The following is a 15936-nucleotide window of genomic DNA, read 5'->3' on the forward strand; positions in this document are numbered from 1 at the left end:
GCACGGCGCCGACGCGAAGGAGAAGGAGCACTGCCGGTGACCGCACAGCTGCTCGACGGCAAGGCGACCGCCGCCGCCGTCCGCCGCGAACCCGCCGAACGCGTGGCCAAGCTGACCACCACCACCGGCCGTCCGCCCGGCCTCGGCACCGTCCTGGTCGGCGACGCCCCGGGCAGCCCCGCCTACGTCGCCGGGAAGCACCGGGACTGCGCGCAGGCGGGCATCGTCGCCGCCGCCGGTTCGCCCGGGCTGATCACCAAGGACATGCTGCGCCCCGGCGCCGCCGTCCTGGACGTCGGCATCACCCGCACCGAACAGGGCCTGGCCGGCGATGTGCACCCGGACGCGGCCTCGGTCGCCGGGTGGCTCGCGCCGATGCCCAAAGGCGTGGGTCCCATGACCCGGGCCAGGCTGCTCGCCCATGTCGTCGAGGCCGCCGAGAGGAACGCGAACACCGTATGAACGCGCTGAACACTCCCCTGGCGGAGCTGGACCCCGAGGTCCACGCCGCGCTCCGCGCCGAACTGCACCGCCAGCAGTCCACCCTCGAGATGATCGCCTCCGAGAACTTCGCCCCCACCGCCGTGATGGAGGCGCAGGGATCGGTCGCGACCAACAAGTACGCCGAGGGCTACCCCGGCCGCCGCTACTACGGCGGGTGCGAACACGTCGACGTCACCGAGCGGCTGGCCATCGAGCGGATCAAGTCCCTCTTCGGCGCCGGGTACGCCAATGTGCAGCCGCACTCGGGCGCCCAGGCGAACACCGCCGTCTTCTTCGCGCTGCTGCAGCCCGGGGACACCGTCCTCGGCCTCGACCTCGCGCACGGCGGGCACCTCACCCACGGCATGCGCATCAACTACAGCGGCAAGATGCTCGACGTCGTGCCGTACCACGTCTCCGGAACGGATCACCTCGTCGACATGGACGAGGTGGAACGCCTCGCCAAGGAACACCGCCCCAAGATGATCATCGCGGGCTGGTCGGCGTACCCGCGGCACCTGGACTTCGCGGCCTTCCGGCGGATCGCCGACGAGGTGGGCGCCCTGCTGATGGTCGACATGGCGCACTTCGCGGGCCTGGTCGCCGCCGGGCTGCACCCCAACCCCGTACCGCACGCGCACGTCACCACCACGACGACCCACAAGACACTCGGCGGACCGCGCGGCGGAGTCGTTCTGACCGACGACGCCGGCCTCGCGAAGAAGATCAACTCGGCGGTGTTCCCCGGTATGCAGGGCGGACCGCTGGAGCACGTCATCGCCGCCAAGGCGGTGGCGTTCAAGGTGGCCGCGTCGCCCGAGTTCGCCGAACGCCAGGCCCGTACCCTCGCCGGCTCCCGCATCCTCGCCGAGCGGCTCACCCGGCCGGACGCGGCGGCCGCCGGAGTGAAGGTCCTCACCGGCGGCACGGACGTACACCTGGTCCTGGTCGACCTGCGCGACTCCGCACTCGACGGCAGGCAGGCCGAGGACCTGCTCCACGAGATCGGCATCACCGTCAACCGCAACGCCGTCCCCTTCGACCCGCGGCCGCCCATGGTGACCTCGGGACTGCGCATCGGCACCCCCGCACTGGCCACCCGGGGCTTCACCGAAGAGGACTTCGCCGAGGTCGCCGACGTGATCGCCCTGGCGCTCCGCCCCGGCCCCGACCTCGAGGACCTGCGCGGCCGCACCGAGGCGCTCGCCGCCAGGCACCCGCTCTATCCGCACCTTTCCGCAGCAGAAGCCGGAGACGCACGATGAGTCCCCGAACGCCCGGCGCCGGCCTCCCGGACCACCCCGACTTCCTGTGGCGCACGCCCGAGCCCAAGCGGTCGTACGACGTGGTGATCGTCGGCGGCGGCGGCCACGGCCTGGCCACCGCCCACTACCTGGCGAAGAACCACGGCATCACCGATGTCGCGGTGCTGGAGAAGGGCTGGCTGGCGGGCGGCAACATGGCCCGCAACACCACCATCATCCGGTCCAACTACCTGTGGGACGAGAGCGCCGGCATCTACGAGCACGCGCTCAAGCTGTGGGAGGGGCTGGAGGAGGAGCTCGACTACCCCATCCTGTTCTCGCAGCGCGGCGTGCTGAACCTCGCGCACAGCCTCCAGGACGTGCGCGACAGCGTCCGCCGCGTCGAGGCGAACCGGCTCAACGGCGTGGACGCCGAATGGCTCGACGCCGAGCAGGTCCAAGAGGTCTGCCCGATCGTCAACGTCTCGCAGGACGTGCGCTATCCGGTGCTGGGCGCGACCTACCAGCCGCGCGCCGGCATCGCCAAGCACGACCACGTCGCCTGGGGCTTCGCCCGCTGTGCCGACGCGGCCGGGATCGACATCATCCAGAACTGCGAAGTCACCGGCATCGACGTCGTCGACGGCCGCGTCGTCGGCGTGCGGACCACGCTCGGCCCGATCGCGGCGGGGAAGGTCGCGCTCTGCTCGGCCGGCCACACCTCGGTGCTCGCCGCCATGGCCGGCATCGAACTCCCCCTCCAGAGCCACCCGTTGCAGGCACTGGTCTCCGAACTCCTCGAGCCGGTGCATCCGACCGTCGTCATGTCCAACGCGGTCCACGTGTACGTCAGCCAGGCGCACAAGGGTGAGCTGGTGATGGGCGCGGGCATCGACGCGTACAACGCCTACACCCAGCGCGGCGCCTTCCACATCATCGAAGAGCAGATGTCGGCCGCCCTGGAACTCTTCCCCGTCTTCGCCCGCGCCCATGTGCTGCGCACCTGGGGCGGCATCGTCGACGTCAGCCCCGACGCCTCACCGATCGTCGGGCTCAGCCCCGTCGACAACCTCTACCTCAACTGCGGCTGGGGCACCGGCGGCTTCAAGGCCACCCCGGGCGTCGGCTGGGTCTACGCCCACACCATCGCCCACGGCACCCCTCACCACCTCAACGCCCCCTTCTCGCTCGACCGTTTCACCACCGGCGCGCTCGTCGACGAGCACGGCGCGGCCGCGGTGGCCCACTAGGGAGCCGAACCCATGCTTCTCATCCCCTGCCCCTGGTGCGGGCCCCGTGACGAGGCCGAGTTCCACTACGGTGGCCAGGCACACGTGCCCTACCCCGAGGACCCCGCGGTCCTGACCGACGAGGAGTGGGCGCGCTACCTCTTCTTTCGCGACAATCCCAAGGGACCGTTCGCCGAGCGCTGGAGCCACGCGGCGGGCTGCCGCCGCTGGTTCAACGCGGTGCGGAACACCGCGACGAACGAGATCCTGGCGGTGTACCGGGCGGGAGAGGAGCGCCCGGCGACGGTCGAACCGCGTCCGGTCGCTCCTCTGCCGCGTACGGCACGGCCGGCCCGTCCGGCGCCCGAGGACGAGGCCCGTCCCGGGCCGGCGGGGACCCGGGCGGCGGAACCCCTTCAGGACGGGACCGGCAAGGGCGGCGTGGACGCCGCATCCGTCGGCGGTTCCCCCGCGGGCCAGCCCTTCCGGCACCCCACGCTCGGCCGGATCCACCGCGACAAGCCGCTCGCCTTCGTCTTCGACGGCACCGAGTACCAGGGCTACCGGGGCGACACCCTGGCCTCCGCCCTCCTCGCCAACGGCGTCGTCAAGACCGGCACGAGCATCAAGCTCGGCCGGCCGCGCGGGATCTTCTCCGCCGGCGTGGAGGAGCCCAACGCCGTCGTCCAGATCGAGGCCCCCTTCCCCGAGCCGATGCTGCCCGCGACGACGGTCGAGCTGTACGACGGCCTGGTGGCGAGCAGCCTGCCCGGTCAGGGGCGGCTCTCCACCGAGCCGGATCCCGCCCGCTACGACGCCGTCCACGCCCACTGCGACCTGCTCGTCGTCGGCGCCGGCCCGGCCGGACTCGCGGCCGCGGCCGCCGTCGCCCGCAGCGGTGCCCGCGTCATCCTCGCCGACGACCGGCCAGAGCCGGGCGGAAGCCTGCTGGGGACGGGCGAACTGCTCGACTGGGTGGCCGAGACCGGCCGCGGGCTCGAAGCCGCCCCCGAGGTGCGCGTGCTGCACCGCACCACCGTCTTCGGCCACTACGACGACAATCACGTGCTCGCCGTCGAGCGCCGCACCAACCACCTCGGCGCGGACGCCCCCGCGCACGTCTCCCGCGAGCGCGTCTGGCGCATCCGCGCCCGGCGCGTGGTGCTCGCCACCGGCGCCCACGAGCGCTCGCTGGCCTTCGCGGACAACGACCGCCCCGGTGTGATGCTGGCCGCCTCGGCCCGCTCGTACGTCAACCGCCACGGTGTCCTGCCCGGTCGCCACGCCGTCGTGTTCACCACCAACGACAGCGCCTACGCCGCCGCCCTCGACCTCGTCGCGGCGGGCGTGGAGGTCACGGCGGTCGTCGACACCCGGTCCGCGCCGGGCCCGTGGGCGGACCGCACCCGGCAAGCGGGGATCGAGGTGCTGACCGGTCACGCCGTCACCGGCACGGAAGGCGGCGAACGCCTCACCGCGGTGACCGTCTCCCCGTACGGGCAGACCGCGCCGCGCCGGGAGTTCGCCGTGGACCTGCTGCTGGTGTCCGGCGGCTGGAACCCCGTGGCCCACCTGTTCAGCCAGGCCGGCGGCACGCTGCGCCACGACGACTCGCTCGGTTCCTTCGTCCCCGACACCTGCCGCCAGGCCGTCGAGACCGCGGGCGGTGCGAACGGTGTCCTGGACCTGGCCGGGGCGCTCGCGCAGGGTGCCGCGGCCGGCGCCCGTGCGATCGAGGCCGAGGGCTACACCCCCGTGGTGCCCCGCCTTCCCGAGGTGGCCCCCGTACCGCAGTCGCCGCCCCTGCACGTCTTCCTCGTTCCCGGCGCGGCCGGGGCGCCCCGCTTCGTCGACCTCCAGCGTGACGTCACGGTCGACGACCTGGCCCGCGCGACCGGCGCCGGTCTGCGCTCGGTGGAGCACACCAAGCGCTACACCACGGCCGGCACCGCCAACGACCAGGGCAAGACCTCCGGGGTCCTCTCCAGCGGCGTCGTCGCCGAACTGCTCGGCGTGGACGTCTCCGACCTCGGCACCACCACGTTCCGGCCGCCCTACGCGCCGGTCTCGTTCGCCGCGCTCGCCGGCCGTCACCGGGGCGCACTGCTCGACCCGGTCCGGGTGACGGCGCTGCACGAGTGGCACGTCGAGCACGGTGCGCGGTTCGAGGACGTCGGGCAGTGGAAGCGGCCCTGGTACTACCCGCGGGACGGCGAGGACATGGACACGGCGGTGCTGCGCGAGTGCCGGGCGGCCCGGGAGGGCGTGGCGTTCATGGACGCGTCCACGCTCGGGAAAATCGATGTGCAGGGCCCGGACGCCGGTGTGTTCCTGGACCGGCTGTACACGAACATGATGAGCACCCTGAAGGTCGGCATGATCCGCTACGGCGTGATGTGCCGCGCGGACGGGATGGTCTTCGACGACGGCACCGTCATCCGCCTGGCACCGGACCGCTTCCTGGTCACCACGACCACGGGCAACGCCGCGGCCGTGCTGGACTGGATGGAGGAGTGGCTGCAGACCGAGTGGCCGGACCTGCGGGTGTACTGCACCTCGGTGACCGAGCAGTGGGCCACCGTCGCCCTGGTCGGCCCCCGCTCCCGCGAGGTGCTGGCCCAGGTCGCGCCGACGCCGGCGGTGGACAACGAGAGCTTCCCGTTCATGGCGTGGCGGGACACGGTCGTCGCGGGCATCGAGGCGCGGGTGTGCCGGATCAGCTTCTCCGGCGAACTGGCCTACGAGATCAACGTGTCGCCGTGGGACGCGATGACATTGTGGGAGGCGCTGTACGAGGCGGGCCGGCCGCTCGGCATCACCCCGTACGGAACGGAGGCGATGCACGTCCTGCGGGCGGAGAAGGGCTATCCGATCGTCGGCCAGGACACGGACGGCACGGTGACGCCGCAGGATCTCGGCATGAGCTGGGTGGTGTCCAAGAAGAAGCCGGACTTCATCGGCAAGCGCTCCCACGCCCGGGCCGACGCGGTCCGGCCCGACCGCAAGCACCTGGTCGGTCTGCTCCCCGAGGACCCCGGCACCCTCCTCCCCGAGGGCACGCACCTGGTCGCCGACCGTGTGCTGCCCGCGCCTCCGGTCCCGATGCTCGGCCACGTCACCTCCAGCTACCGCAGCGCGGCGCTCGGCCGGACCTTCGCCCTCGCCCTGGTCAAGGGCGGCCGGGACCGCATCGGGGAGCGACTCTACGCCCCCGTGGGCGACCGGGTGGTCCCCGTGACCGTCACCGGCCCCGTCCTCTACGACCCCGAGGGGGCCCGCCGCGATGGCTGACGCCGCTCTTCCCGCAGCACGCCGCAGCCCTCTGGCGCACGCGGCGGACCGCCTGGCCGCCGTCGGCCGGGACACGGGCGGAGCCCTGGAGCTGGCCGAACTGCCCCTGCTCACCCAGATCGACGTCCGGCTCGATCCCCAGGGGGCGGCGGCGGACGCCGTCGGTCTGGTACTGGGCCTGCGGCTGCCCGTCGAACCCGGCACCGCCGTACGCGCCGGGAACCTGACCGCCCTGTGGCTGGGACCCGACGAGTGGCTGGTGCTCGGGCCGCCCGGCAGCCGGCAGGACCTGGAGAGCCGGATCCGCGGAGCCGTCGGGGACGAACCGGTCTCCGTCACCGACGTCTCCGCCCAGCGCACCACCCTCCTCGTCGCGGGGCCGCGCGCCCGTGACCTGCTGGCCCACGGCTGCCCGCTGGACCTGCACCCGCGGGCCTTCCCGGCCGGCCGCTGCGCGCAGACCACCCTGGCCCGGACACAGGTCGTGCTGGTCGCCCCGGACGAGCCCGGGGGCGGATTCCGGGTGCTGGTCCGCTCGTCCTTCGCCGGCCACCTGACGGACTGGCTGCTGGACGCGGCCACGGAATGGAGGACCTGAGACCGGCGGACCCTCCGGCCGCCGCTCGTTCCGGTGGTCCGCGGCGGCTCGGCGCGGACCACCGGAACTTCTGCCGTCCTTGCCCATGAGGCGTTCCCCGGGCGCCGACGGCTCAGCGGAAGACGACCGTGCGGTTGCCGTTGATCATGATCCGGCTCCGGCTGTGCCACTCCACGGCGCGGGCGAGGACCTGGGCCTCGACGTCGCGTCCCAGGGCGACCAGGTTCTCCGGGCTCTGCGAGTGGTCCACGCGGACGACGTCCTGCTCGATGATGGGCCCCTCGTCGAGATCCGGGGTGACGTAGTGCGCCGTGGCCCCGATGAGCTTGACGCCCCGTTCGTGCGCCTGGGCGTACGGTCGTGCGCCCTTGAAGCCCGGCAGGAACGAGTGGTGGATGTTGATGGCCCGGCCCTCGAGACGCTTGCACAGGTCGTCGGAGAGGATCTGCATGTAGCGGGCGAGGACGACGAGGTCGATGTCGAGCCGGTCGACGAGTTCCAGCAGGCGCGCCTCGGCCTCGGTCTTCGTCTGCGCGGTCACCGGGATGTGGTGGAACGGGATCCCGTGGCGCTCGGCCAGCGGTTCGAAGTCCCGGTGGTTGGAGACGATCGCGGGCACCTCGATGTTCAGCGCGCCGATGCTCCAGCGGAAGAGCAGGTCGTTCAGGCAGTGACCGAACTTCGACACCATGATCAGCGTGCGGGTCGGAGTCGCCGCGTGGTGCAGCTGCCAGGAGATCCGGTACGCCTCCGCCACGGGGGCGAAGCCGGTGCGCAGATCCTCCAGTGTCGTGTCCGGGTCCGAGACCTCGAAGTGCACGCGCATGAAGAAGCGGTTCTGGAGCCGGTCGTCGAACTGCTGGCTCTCCTGGATGTTCCCGGAGCACTTGACGAGGAAGCTCGTGACGGCGTGGACGAGGCCGGCCTGGTCGGGGCAGGAGAGGGTGAGGACGTACTCGCTGTCGGGCGGGGGACGAAGAGACACTGAGCCCTCCTGGTGATGCGCATTACGCAACAGTGAGACTTATACGCAACATGGTCGGGCCGCGGCGGCTCGCGGTCAAGGGGCTGCCGGTGTCGGTCCGCGACAAGTCGGCGGGCCGGCCCCCTCGGGCGCCGCCGCCTCCGCCGGTGGTGGATGTGCGCACCCCGGCCTCTTGACAGCGGCCTGAAGGGATTGCACTGTTTGTTGCGTAAGTCGAAGTGCGTTGCATATAAGGCAACTTCCAGTTCTGCCGTACGGCCGGACACGCCGAGCCCCTTCGCCCGCGCCGACGCGGCACCGCCGCCCGGAGCCGGCCGGATGCGCCGGACATGCCTCGGCCCAGTCCTCCACGACCCTCGAGGGAGCCCGCCGCGATGGCCCACACCACGACCCGTCGCAGTCCGTCGGCGCACGCCGCCGATCGGTTCGCCGCCGCGACCCGGAACTCACGCGGAGCCCTGCGCCTGGCCGAACTCCCCTTCCTCACCCAGATCACCGTCCGACTCGACCCCGAGAGCCCGGCGGCGGAGGCGGCGGGCCTGGCCCTGGGGGTGCCACTGCCCCTGTCGCCGAGCAACGTGAACCGGGGCGACGAACTGGCCGTGCTGTGCCTCGGTCCCGACGAGTGGCTCGTCGTCGGGCCGGCGACGACGACCGGCCTGGCCGAGCGGCTGCGCACCGCGATCGGCGACGAGCCCGCGGCGGTCGTCGACGTCTCCGCGCAACGGACCACGCTGCTCGTCTCCGGTCCCCTCTCCCGTGATCTCCTCGCCCGGGGCTGCTCCCTCGACCTGCACCCGCGGGCCTTCCCGGCCGGCCGCTGCGCACAGACCACCCTGGCCCGCGCCCAGGTCGTCCTCGTGGCCCGTGACGGTCTCAAGCCCGGATTCTGGGTGCTGGTCCGCTCCTCCTTCTCCGGTCACCTCGCCGACTGGCTCCTGGACGCGGCCACGGAGCACGTCGGGCGGCCGGCCCCCAGGTGAGCCGAAGCAGCCTCCGACCTCCCCGCCGTCGGTGCGAGACACCGGCCCACGACACATCATCCGAGGTGAACAATGACGACGACCGACCTCCCGGAGAGCCTGATCGCGACCCTCCCCGGTGATCACTACACGGATCCGGCGATCTTCCGCCTGGAGCAGGAGCGCGTCTTCGAGGACCTCTGGTTCTGCGTGGCGCGCTCCTCGGAGCTGGCGAAGCCCGGTGCCTTCAAGACCGTGGACGTCGGGCGCGAGAGCATCCTGGTCACCCGGTCGCGGGACCACTCCGTCCGCGCCTACTTCAACGTGTGCCGGCACCGGGGCGCGAAGCTGTGCACGGAGGAGTCCGGCGAGGTGAAGCGGGCGTTCCAGTGCCCCTACCACGCCTGGACCTACGACCTCGAAGGCAAGCTCGTCGCGGCGCCGAACCTGAGGAAGATGCCGGACGTCGGCCGGAAGGAGTACGGCCTGGCGAGCGTGGCGGTGCACGAGTGGCTGGGCTACGTGTGGGTGTGCCTGGCCGAGAACCCGCCCCCGTTCGAGCAGTCGGTGATCGCCGACGTGGTGGGCCGCCTGGGAGACGTGGAGTCCATCGAACGGTACGGCATCGAGAATCTCGAGGTCGGCAAGCGCATCGTCTACGACGTGAAGGCGAACTGGAAGCTGATCATCGAGAACTTCATGGAGTGCTACCACTGCGCGACGATCCACCCCGAACTGACCGAAGTGCTCCCGGAGTTCGCCGACGGCTACGCGGCCCAGTACTACGTGGGACACGGCGCCGAGTTCGGCGAGGACGTCCAGGGCTTCACCGTCGACGGCTCCGAGGGCCTGGACCGCATCCCCACGGTCTCCGAGGAACAGGACCGCCGGTACTACGCGATCACCGTGCGGCCCCAGGTGTTCATCAACCTGGTCCCCGACCACGTGATCTTCCACCGGATGTACCCCGTGGCGGTCGACCGGACGATCGTGGAGTGCGACTGGCTGTACCTGCCGCACGTGGTCGAGAGCGGCAAGGACGTCAGCCGGTCCGTGGAGTTGTTCGACCGGGTCAACCGGCAGGACTTCGACGCCTGCGAGCGCTGCCAGCCCACGATGAGCTCGCGCCTGTACGCCAAGGGCGGCGTCCTGGTGCCGAGCGAGCACCACATCGGCGAGTTCCACGAGTGGGTCCGGGCCCGGCTGGGCACACAGCTGTCCCAGTAGTCACCGGGAGCGAGCCCGGACACGGTGCCGGGCGGAGAGCCGCGTCCACGTGCCTCCTCCGCCCGGCCCCGACTGCCGCCCCCCTCTTTCCGTTCCCTCATTCCCGACACCGCGGAGCACTGCCGATGACCCGTAAGGCACCCGCCGACGACCCTGGTGACTCCCGTCTGCGAGTGGGCCCGCCGAAGGACTACGCCGCAGGCGTTCCGGCGGTCACCTCCTCCCTGCGCCACGCCTACACGCAGATGGGTGCCCGCCGCAGTCTGCTGACCCTGCTGAGCGTCAACCAGAAGAAGGGCTTCGACTGCCCGGGCTGCGCCTGGCCGGAGCCCGGACACCGGCACCGCGCCGAGTTCTGCGAGAACGGGGCCAAGGCGGTGGCGGAGGAGGCGACCCTGCGCCGGGTCACCCCGGAGTTCTTCGCCGAGCACACCCTGGAGGACCTCGCCGGGCGCAGCGACTACTGGCTGGGCCAACAAGGACGCCTCACCCATCCCATGTACCGCCCCGCGGGCGGCGACCGGTACCGGCAGATCTCCTGGGAGGAGGCGTTCGAGGTCGTCGCCCGGGAACTGGGCGCGCTCGACTCCCCGGACCGGGCCGCCTTCTACACCTCCGGCCGGGCGAGCAACGAGGCGGCCTTCGTCTACCAGCTCTTCGTCCGGCTGTTCGGCACCAACAACCTGCCGGACTGCTCCAACATGTGCCACGAGTCCAGCGGTTCCGCACTGGTCGAGACCATCGGCATCGGCAAGGGCAGCGTCCGGCTGGAGGACCTGTACGAGGCGGACCTGATCCTGGTCGTGGGACAGAACCCGGGGACCAACCACCCCCGGATGCTTTCGGCGCTGGAGCGGGCGAAGGAGCGCGGGGCCCGCGTCATCTCGGTCAACCCCCTGCCCGAGGCGGGGCTCCTGCGGTTCAAGAACCCCCAGCGGCCCTCCGGCGTGGTCGGCGGCGGCACCCAGCTGTCCGACCGGTTCCTGCAGATCAGGCTCGGCGGTGACCAGGCCCTGTTCCAGGCCTTCAACCGCATGCTCCTCGAAGCAGAGGACGACGCCCCGGGCACGGTCCTCGACAGCGACTTCATCACCGCGCACACCCACGGTTTCGAAGCCTTCGCCGAGCAGGCCCGCAAGACGTCCTGGGACGACATCCTGGAAGCCACCGGCCTGACGGCCCAGGAGATCGAGGAGGCGTTCCAGGAGGTGCTGGCCGCCGAGAAGATCGTCGTCTGCTGGGCGATGGGTCTCACCCAGCACCGCCATTCCGTGCCGACCATCCGCGAGGTCGTCGACTTCCTGCTCCTGCGCGGCAACATCGGACGCCCCGGCGCCGGCCTCTGCCCCGTGCGCGGCCACTCCAACGTCCAGGGCGACCGGACCATGGGCATCCACGAGAAGCCGGACGCCGCCTTCCTCGACGCCCTCGGCGCCGAATTCGGCTTCGTGCCGCCCGGCCACCACGGCCACGACGCCGTGGAGACCATACGGGCCATGCGCGACGGACGGGTGCGGGTCTTCGTGGCGCTCGGCGGCAACTTCGTCTCCGCCGCCCCCGACACCGGCCTCACCGAGCGAGCGCTGCGCACCTGCGACCTCACGGTGCAGATCTCCACCAAGCTCAACCGCTCCCACGCGGTGGCCGGCCGCCAGGCGCTCATCCTGCCCTGCCTGGGCCGCACCGAAGCCGACCTCCGGCCCACGGGACCTCAACTGGTGACGGTGGAGGACTCCATGGGCATGGTCCACCTCTCCCGAGGTCGGCTGAAGCCCGCGTCCGACGCCCTGCTGAGCGAGGTCGCGATCATCTGCCGGATGGCGCGGGCGGTTCTCGGCGACGACGGCCCGCAGGTGCCCTGGGCGGATTTCGAGGCGGACTACGACCTCATCCGGGACCGGATCGAGCGGGTCGTTCCCGGATTCGAGGACTTCAACACCCGGGTGCGGGCGCCGGGCGGCTTCGCGCTGCCCCATCCCCCTCGGGACGAACGGCGTTTCCCCACCAGGACCGGGCTGGCCCATTTCACCGTCAACCCGCTGCAGGTGATACGCGTCCCGCAGGGGCGTCTCCTCCTCCAGACCCTCCGTTCGCACGACCAGTACAACACCACCGTCTACGGCCTGGACGACCGCTACCGCGGCATCCACCAGGGCCGCAGGGTGCTCTTCGTCCACCCTGACGACCTCGCCGCACGCGGTCTGGCGGAGGGCGACCTGGTGGACATCGTCAGCGAGTTCTCCGACGGCGTCGACCGCCGGGCCCCGGCCTTCCGCACCGTCGCGTATCCCACCCCGCGCGGCTGCTGCGCCGCCTATTTCCCCGAGACCAACGTCCTCGTCCCCCTGGACTCCACCGCGGAGGTCAGCAACACCCCCACGTCCAAGTCCGTCGTGGTCCGGCTGGAGCCGACGCCGGCCGCGGCACCGCACTCGGCCGAGGGGGCGACACGTCCCCGCCTCCCGGGTGAGAGCGCGGGTCACCCCACCGCTTGAGCGGAAGGGCACCACGGGAGCGCGAAGCCGCCCGTGTCCGGCGCCGGACGGCGCCGGACACGGGCGGCTTCGTCGCCGCGCGGCAGTCTCGGGATCGCTGGGCGCTCCTCGCCCGTCGGCGCCGAGGGACACCTGAGGCCGGGGCTGCCGCGGCGGCCCCGGCCGGTGAGGCGGTGCACAGCGGGATCACGGCCGGCCGGACGGTCAGGCGTCCCGCCCGGCCGTCATCCGCGTGCGTCCTCCTTGAGCATGTCCGCGCACTTCTCGCCGATCATCATCGTCGTGATGCACGGGTTGACGGTGACGAGGTCCGGCATCACGGACCCGTCGGCGACGCGCAGCCCCTCGACCCCCTTGACCCGCAGCCGCGCGTCGAGCGGGGCCGAGGCGTCGTCGTCCGCGCCCATCTTCACGGTGCAGGCGGGGTGGTAGACGGTGTTGTGCGTCTTGTGGATGTAGTCGAGCAGCTCGTCGTCCGTCCGGACGTCCGGCCCGGGCGCCAGCTCGGCGCCCGCCCAGCCGCTCAGCGCGGGCTGCTCGGCGATGCGGCGTGCCAGCTTCAGCCCGTACGTCATCACCCGCACGTCGTGCTCGTGGGTGAAGTACCGCGGGTCGACCCTGGGCTTGTCCCGGTAGTCGCGGGTGCGCAGCCGCACCGTGCCCCGCGACTTCGCGCGCGTCACGTTGGGCGTGAGGCAGAAGGCGTTCTCGGAGGTGGGGTAGCCGTGCCGGGCGGTGTTCAGGTCGAACGGCACCGAACCGTAGTGGAACATCAGGTCGGGCCGGTCCAGGCCGGGCTCGGTGTCGTAGAAGATGCCCGCCTCCCACCACTGGCTGGACGTGGTGGTCATCGGCTGCTTCGCCTCCCACATGATGACGCCCTCGGGGTGGTCCTGGAGGTTCTCGCCCACGCCCGGGGACTCCACGGCCACCTCGACGCCGACCTCCCGCAGGTGCTCCGCCGGCCCGATGCCCGACAGCATCAGCAGCTTCGGGGAGTCGATGGAACCGCACGAGACGACCACCTCGCGCCGGGCGCGCACGGTCCGCGTGTGCACGAGGTCGGGGTCCAGATACTCGGCGCCGACGCACCGCCGCCCGTCCAGCACCAGCCGCTTGGCCCGCACCCCGGTGCGCACCTCCAGGTTCGGCCGCCTGCCCATGACCGGGTGCAGGTACGCCACCGAGGACGACTGGCGGATGTTGTTCTCGTCGGAGTTGATCTGGAACCAGTTGGCGCCCCGGACCACGGTGCTGCCCGTGTTGAACGGCGTGGTCGGTATGCCCGCCTGCGCGCACGCCTTCAGCAGCGCGGCCCCGCACGGGTCGTCGCCCTTGAGGGTGCGCAGCTTCACCGGGCCGGTGCGGCCGTGGTGGTCGCCGGGGGCGTCGTTGTTCTCCAGCCGCCGGTAGAGGGGGAAGACGTCGGCCGCGCTCCACCCCGTACAGCCCTTCGCGGCCCAGTCGTCCAGGTCTTCGGCGGGGGCCCAGAAGGCGATGCAGGAGTTGTGCGAGGAGCAGCCGCCGAGCACCTTGGCGCGGGCGTGCCGCATGAAGCTGTTGCCGCTGGCCTGTGGCTCGACGGGGTAGTCCCAGTCGTAGCCGGACTCCAGCAGGCCCATCCAGCGCTCCAGCCGCAGCACGTCGTCGTCGCCGACGTCGCTCGGACCCGCCTCCAGCACGCACACCGTGACGCCGGGGTCCTCGGAGAGCCGGGCCGCGACCACGTTGCCCGCGGTGCCGCCGCCGACCACCACGTAGTCGAACTCGTCGGTGTTCATCATCAGTCGGCCTTTCTCAGTCGGCCGCGGGAGCGGCGAGGGGAGTGTTCTGCGGGGTGGGCGTGTGGTCGTCCAGCCGGTGTGCGGCGAGCACGCCGGTCCGGTGCCGCTGGACGAACCAGTAGTAGGCGAAGCCGCCGCCGGCGATGAACGCGACGAACAGCACCGCGCCCCAGCGCAGGTACCAGTGGTAGGGAGCGGAGGCGTTGTAGACGGCGGCGCGCGGCCAGATGAGGTTGAGCGTCATGGCCGCGCCCCACAGGACGGCGACGATGTTGACGGGCAGTCCCCAGCGGCCCAGGGAGAAACGGCCCTCACCGGCCGGCCGCCACCTGCCCCGCAGCCGGGCCACCAGCATCGGCGCGGTGACGCCCAGGTAGGCGAGGTAGATCATGATGATGCCGATGCTGGTGACGACGGTGAAGATCTGCGGCTGTCGGATGTTGACCACCAGGATCGCCAGCGCGAGGACACCGATGATCACGGCCGGCAGCACCGGCGTCCTGAAGCGCGGGCTGACCCGGGCGAGCAGCGAGGAGGCGGGCAGGTTGTTGTCCCGCGCCATCGCGAACGCCAGCCGGATCGCCGCCGTGTGCACGGCCAGCGCGCACACGGTGACCGCGATGAGCACGCACCACAGCATCGCCTTGCCGGCCGTCGGCCCGAGCACGTCGAGCACGACGTACTGGAGTCCGTCCGTGGACAGCTTCTCGCCCTTCAGGCTGGAGACGCTCATCAGCGCCAGCAGCAGGATGAGACCGCCCAGCACGAAGGAGGCGACGATGGCGCGGACGATCGCGCGGGGCGCGTTGCGGGACGGGTCGAGGGACTCCTCGCCGAGCGACGCCGCCGTGTCGAAGCCGTACATCACGTACGCGGAGGCCAGCGACGCCACCAGGAAGGCGCCGAGGTAGCCGGTGGAGTACCCCGCCCCCGTCCCCTCCGTGTGCGTGACCACCTGCGGCCCGCGCGTGATGTGCGCGGCCAGCAGGACGATGAGCACCACGGTGGCGATCAGCTCGATGAACACGCCCGCCGTGTTGATCGTGGCCATCAGCTTGACGCCGAAGGCGTTGACGAGGGTGGTGAACAGGATCAGCACCGATGCCAGGACCACCGCGTTCGTCGCCACGTCGTACGTGCCGGTGCCGTCGCCCACGAACTGGAAGACGGAGCTGATCTGCGGGAGCGTGAGCTGGTAGGCGAGCGCCACGGCCGCGATGGACACGATCGAGGCGATCAGCATCATCCAGCCCGCGAGCCAGCCGAGGTGCGGATTGCCCACCTTCTTCGACCAGTTGTAGACCGACCCCGCGACGGGATAGCGGGCGGCCAGCTCGGCGAAGCAGAGGGCGACCGTGAACTGACCGGCGAAGACCATCGGCCACGACCACCAGTAGGCGGGGCCGCCGCTGCCGTAGCCGAAGTAGAACAGCTGGAAGGTGCCGGTGAGGATGGAGATGTAGCTGATGCCGGCGGCGAAGGTGTGGAAGGTGCCGAGGGTGCGCTTGAGTTCCGGCTTGTAGCCGAACTCGGCCAGTTCGGCGTCGTCGTGGTGACCGGGGCGGTGCGGGCCCGGCGGTTGCTCGGTCGTCGTCATGAGCGGACTCCTGGTGGTACCTCGGGAGGGCGGGGAGTGGC

General features: G+C 71.6%; 11 protein-coding genes. 8 read left to right on the plus strand and 3 right to left on the minus strand.

Annotation, left to right across the window (positions count from 1 at the left end; genetic code table 11):
* Positions 1 to 36: 36 nt before the first annotated feature.
* From ACIRFH_RS28310 to ACIRFH_RS28330, 5 genes are read left to right on the plus strand one after another with little or no spacing between them, the layout of a single operon-like run.
* Positions 37 to 462 carry a tetrahydrofolate dehydrogenase/cyclohydrolase catalytic domain-containing protein gene (locus tag ACIRFH_RS28310; protein WP_403526641.1) on the plus strand — a complete coding sequence of 142 codons (426 nt, stop codon included), beginning with the start codon at positions 37 to 39 and terminating at the stop codon, positions 460 to 462.
* Positions 459 to 1748, plus strand: coding sequence for a serine hydroxymethyltransferase (gene glyA / locus ACIRFH_RS28315; RefSeq protein ID WP_403526644.1), 1290 nt, complete (start codon positions 459 to 461; stop codon positions 1746 to 1748). Before ACIRFH_RS28310 ends, glyA begins: the two co-directional genes overlap by 4 nt.
* Positions 1745 to 2977 (plus strand): sarcosine oxidase subunit beta family protein, encoded by a 1233-nt coding sequence (locus ACIRFH_RS28320; RefSeq protein ID WP_403526647.1) that lies wholly within the window; start codon positions 1745 to 1747, stop codon positions 2975 to 2977. Before glyA ends, ACIRFH_RS28320 begins: the two co-directional genes overlap by 4 nt.
* A gap of 12 nt (positions 2978 to 2989) precedes the next feature.
* Positions 2990 to 6247 (plus strand): sarcosine oxidase subunit alpha family protein, encoded by a 3258-nt coding sequence (locus tag ACIRFH_RS28325; protein ID WP_403526650.1) that lies wholly within the window; start codon positions 2990 to 2992, stop codon positions 6245 to 6247.
* Entirely contained in the window at positions 6240 to 6845 is a 606-nt protein-coding gene (locus tag ACIRFH_RS28330) for a sarcosine oxidase subunit gamma (protein WP_403526653.1), read from the plus strand. Before ACIRFH_RS28325 ends, ACIRFH_RS28330 begins: the two co-directional genes overlap by 8 nt.
* A gap of 112 nt (positions 6846 to 6957) precedes the next feature.
* Here the strand turns inward: ACIRFH_RS28330 and purU are convergent, their stop codons facing one another.
* Positions 6958 to 7830 (minus strand): formyltetrahydrofolate deformylase, encoded by an 873-nt coding sequence (purU, locus tag ACIRFH_RS28335; protein ID WP_403526655.1) that lies wholly within the window; start codon positions 7828 to 7830, stop codon positions 6958 to 6960.
* Between the two features lie 374 nt (positions 7831 to 8204).
* Here purU and ACIRFH_RS28340 point away from each other — a divergent pair, with 374 nt between their 5' ends.
* The 3 genes from ACIRFH_RS28340 (at position 8205) to ACIRFH_RS28350 (ending at position 12514) form a co-directional block, all read left to right on the plus strand.
* Complete coding sequence (locus ACIRFH_RS28340) at positions 8205 to 8813, plus strand: sarcosine oxidase subunit gamma (RefSeq protein WP_403526658.1); 609 nt, start codon at positions 8205 to 8207, stop codon at positions 8811 to 8813.
* Positions 8814 to 8885: 72 nt separating this feature from the next.
* Positions 8886 to 10019 carry an aromatic ring-hydroxylating dioxygenase subunit alpha gene (locus ACIRFH_RS28345; RefSeq protein ID WP_403526661.1) on the plus strand — a complete coding sequence of 378 codons (1134 nt, stop codon included), beginning with the start codon at positions 8886 to 8888 and terminating at the stop codon, positions 10017 to 10019.
* Positions 10020 to 10144: 125 nt separating this feature from the next.
* Positions 10145 to 12514 (plus strand): FdhF/YdeP family oxidoreductase, encoded by a 2370-nt coding sequence (locus ACIRFH_RS28350; RefSeq protein ID WP_403526664.1) that lies wholly within the window; start codon positions 10145 to 10147, stop codon positions 12512 to 12514.
* 224 nt (positions 12515 to 12738) lie between these two features.
* On the opposite strand, the gene ACIRFH_RS28355 is transcribed toward ACIRFH_RS28350, so the two are convergent.
* Entirely contained in the window at positions 12739 to 14295 is a 1557-nt protein-coding gene (locus tag ACIRFH_RS28355; protein WP_403526734.1) for a GMC family oxidoreductase, read from the minus strand.
* A 16-nt stretch (positions 14296 to 14311) separates the two neighbouring features.
* Positions 14312 to 15895, minus strand: coding sequence for an APC family permease (locus ACIRFH_RS28360; RefSeq protein ID WP_403526667.1), 1584 nt, complete (start codon positions 15893 to 15895; stop codon positions 14312 to 14314).
* Between the last annotated feature and the right edge of the window lie 41 nt (positions 15896 to 15936).

This window comes from Streptomyces sp. NPDC093586 (genome assembly GCF_044764905.1).
In the GTDB taxonomy this organism is placed as follows: domain Bacteria; phylum Actinomycetota; class Actinomycetes; order Streptomycetales; family Streptomycetaceae; genus Streptomyces.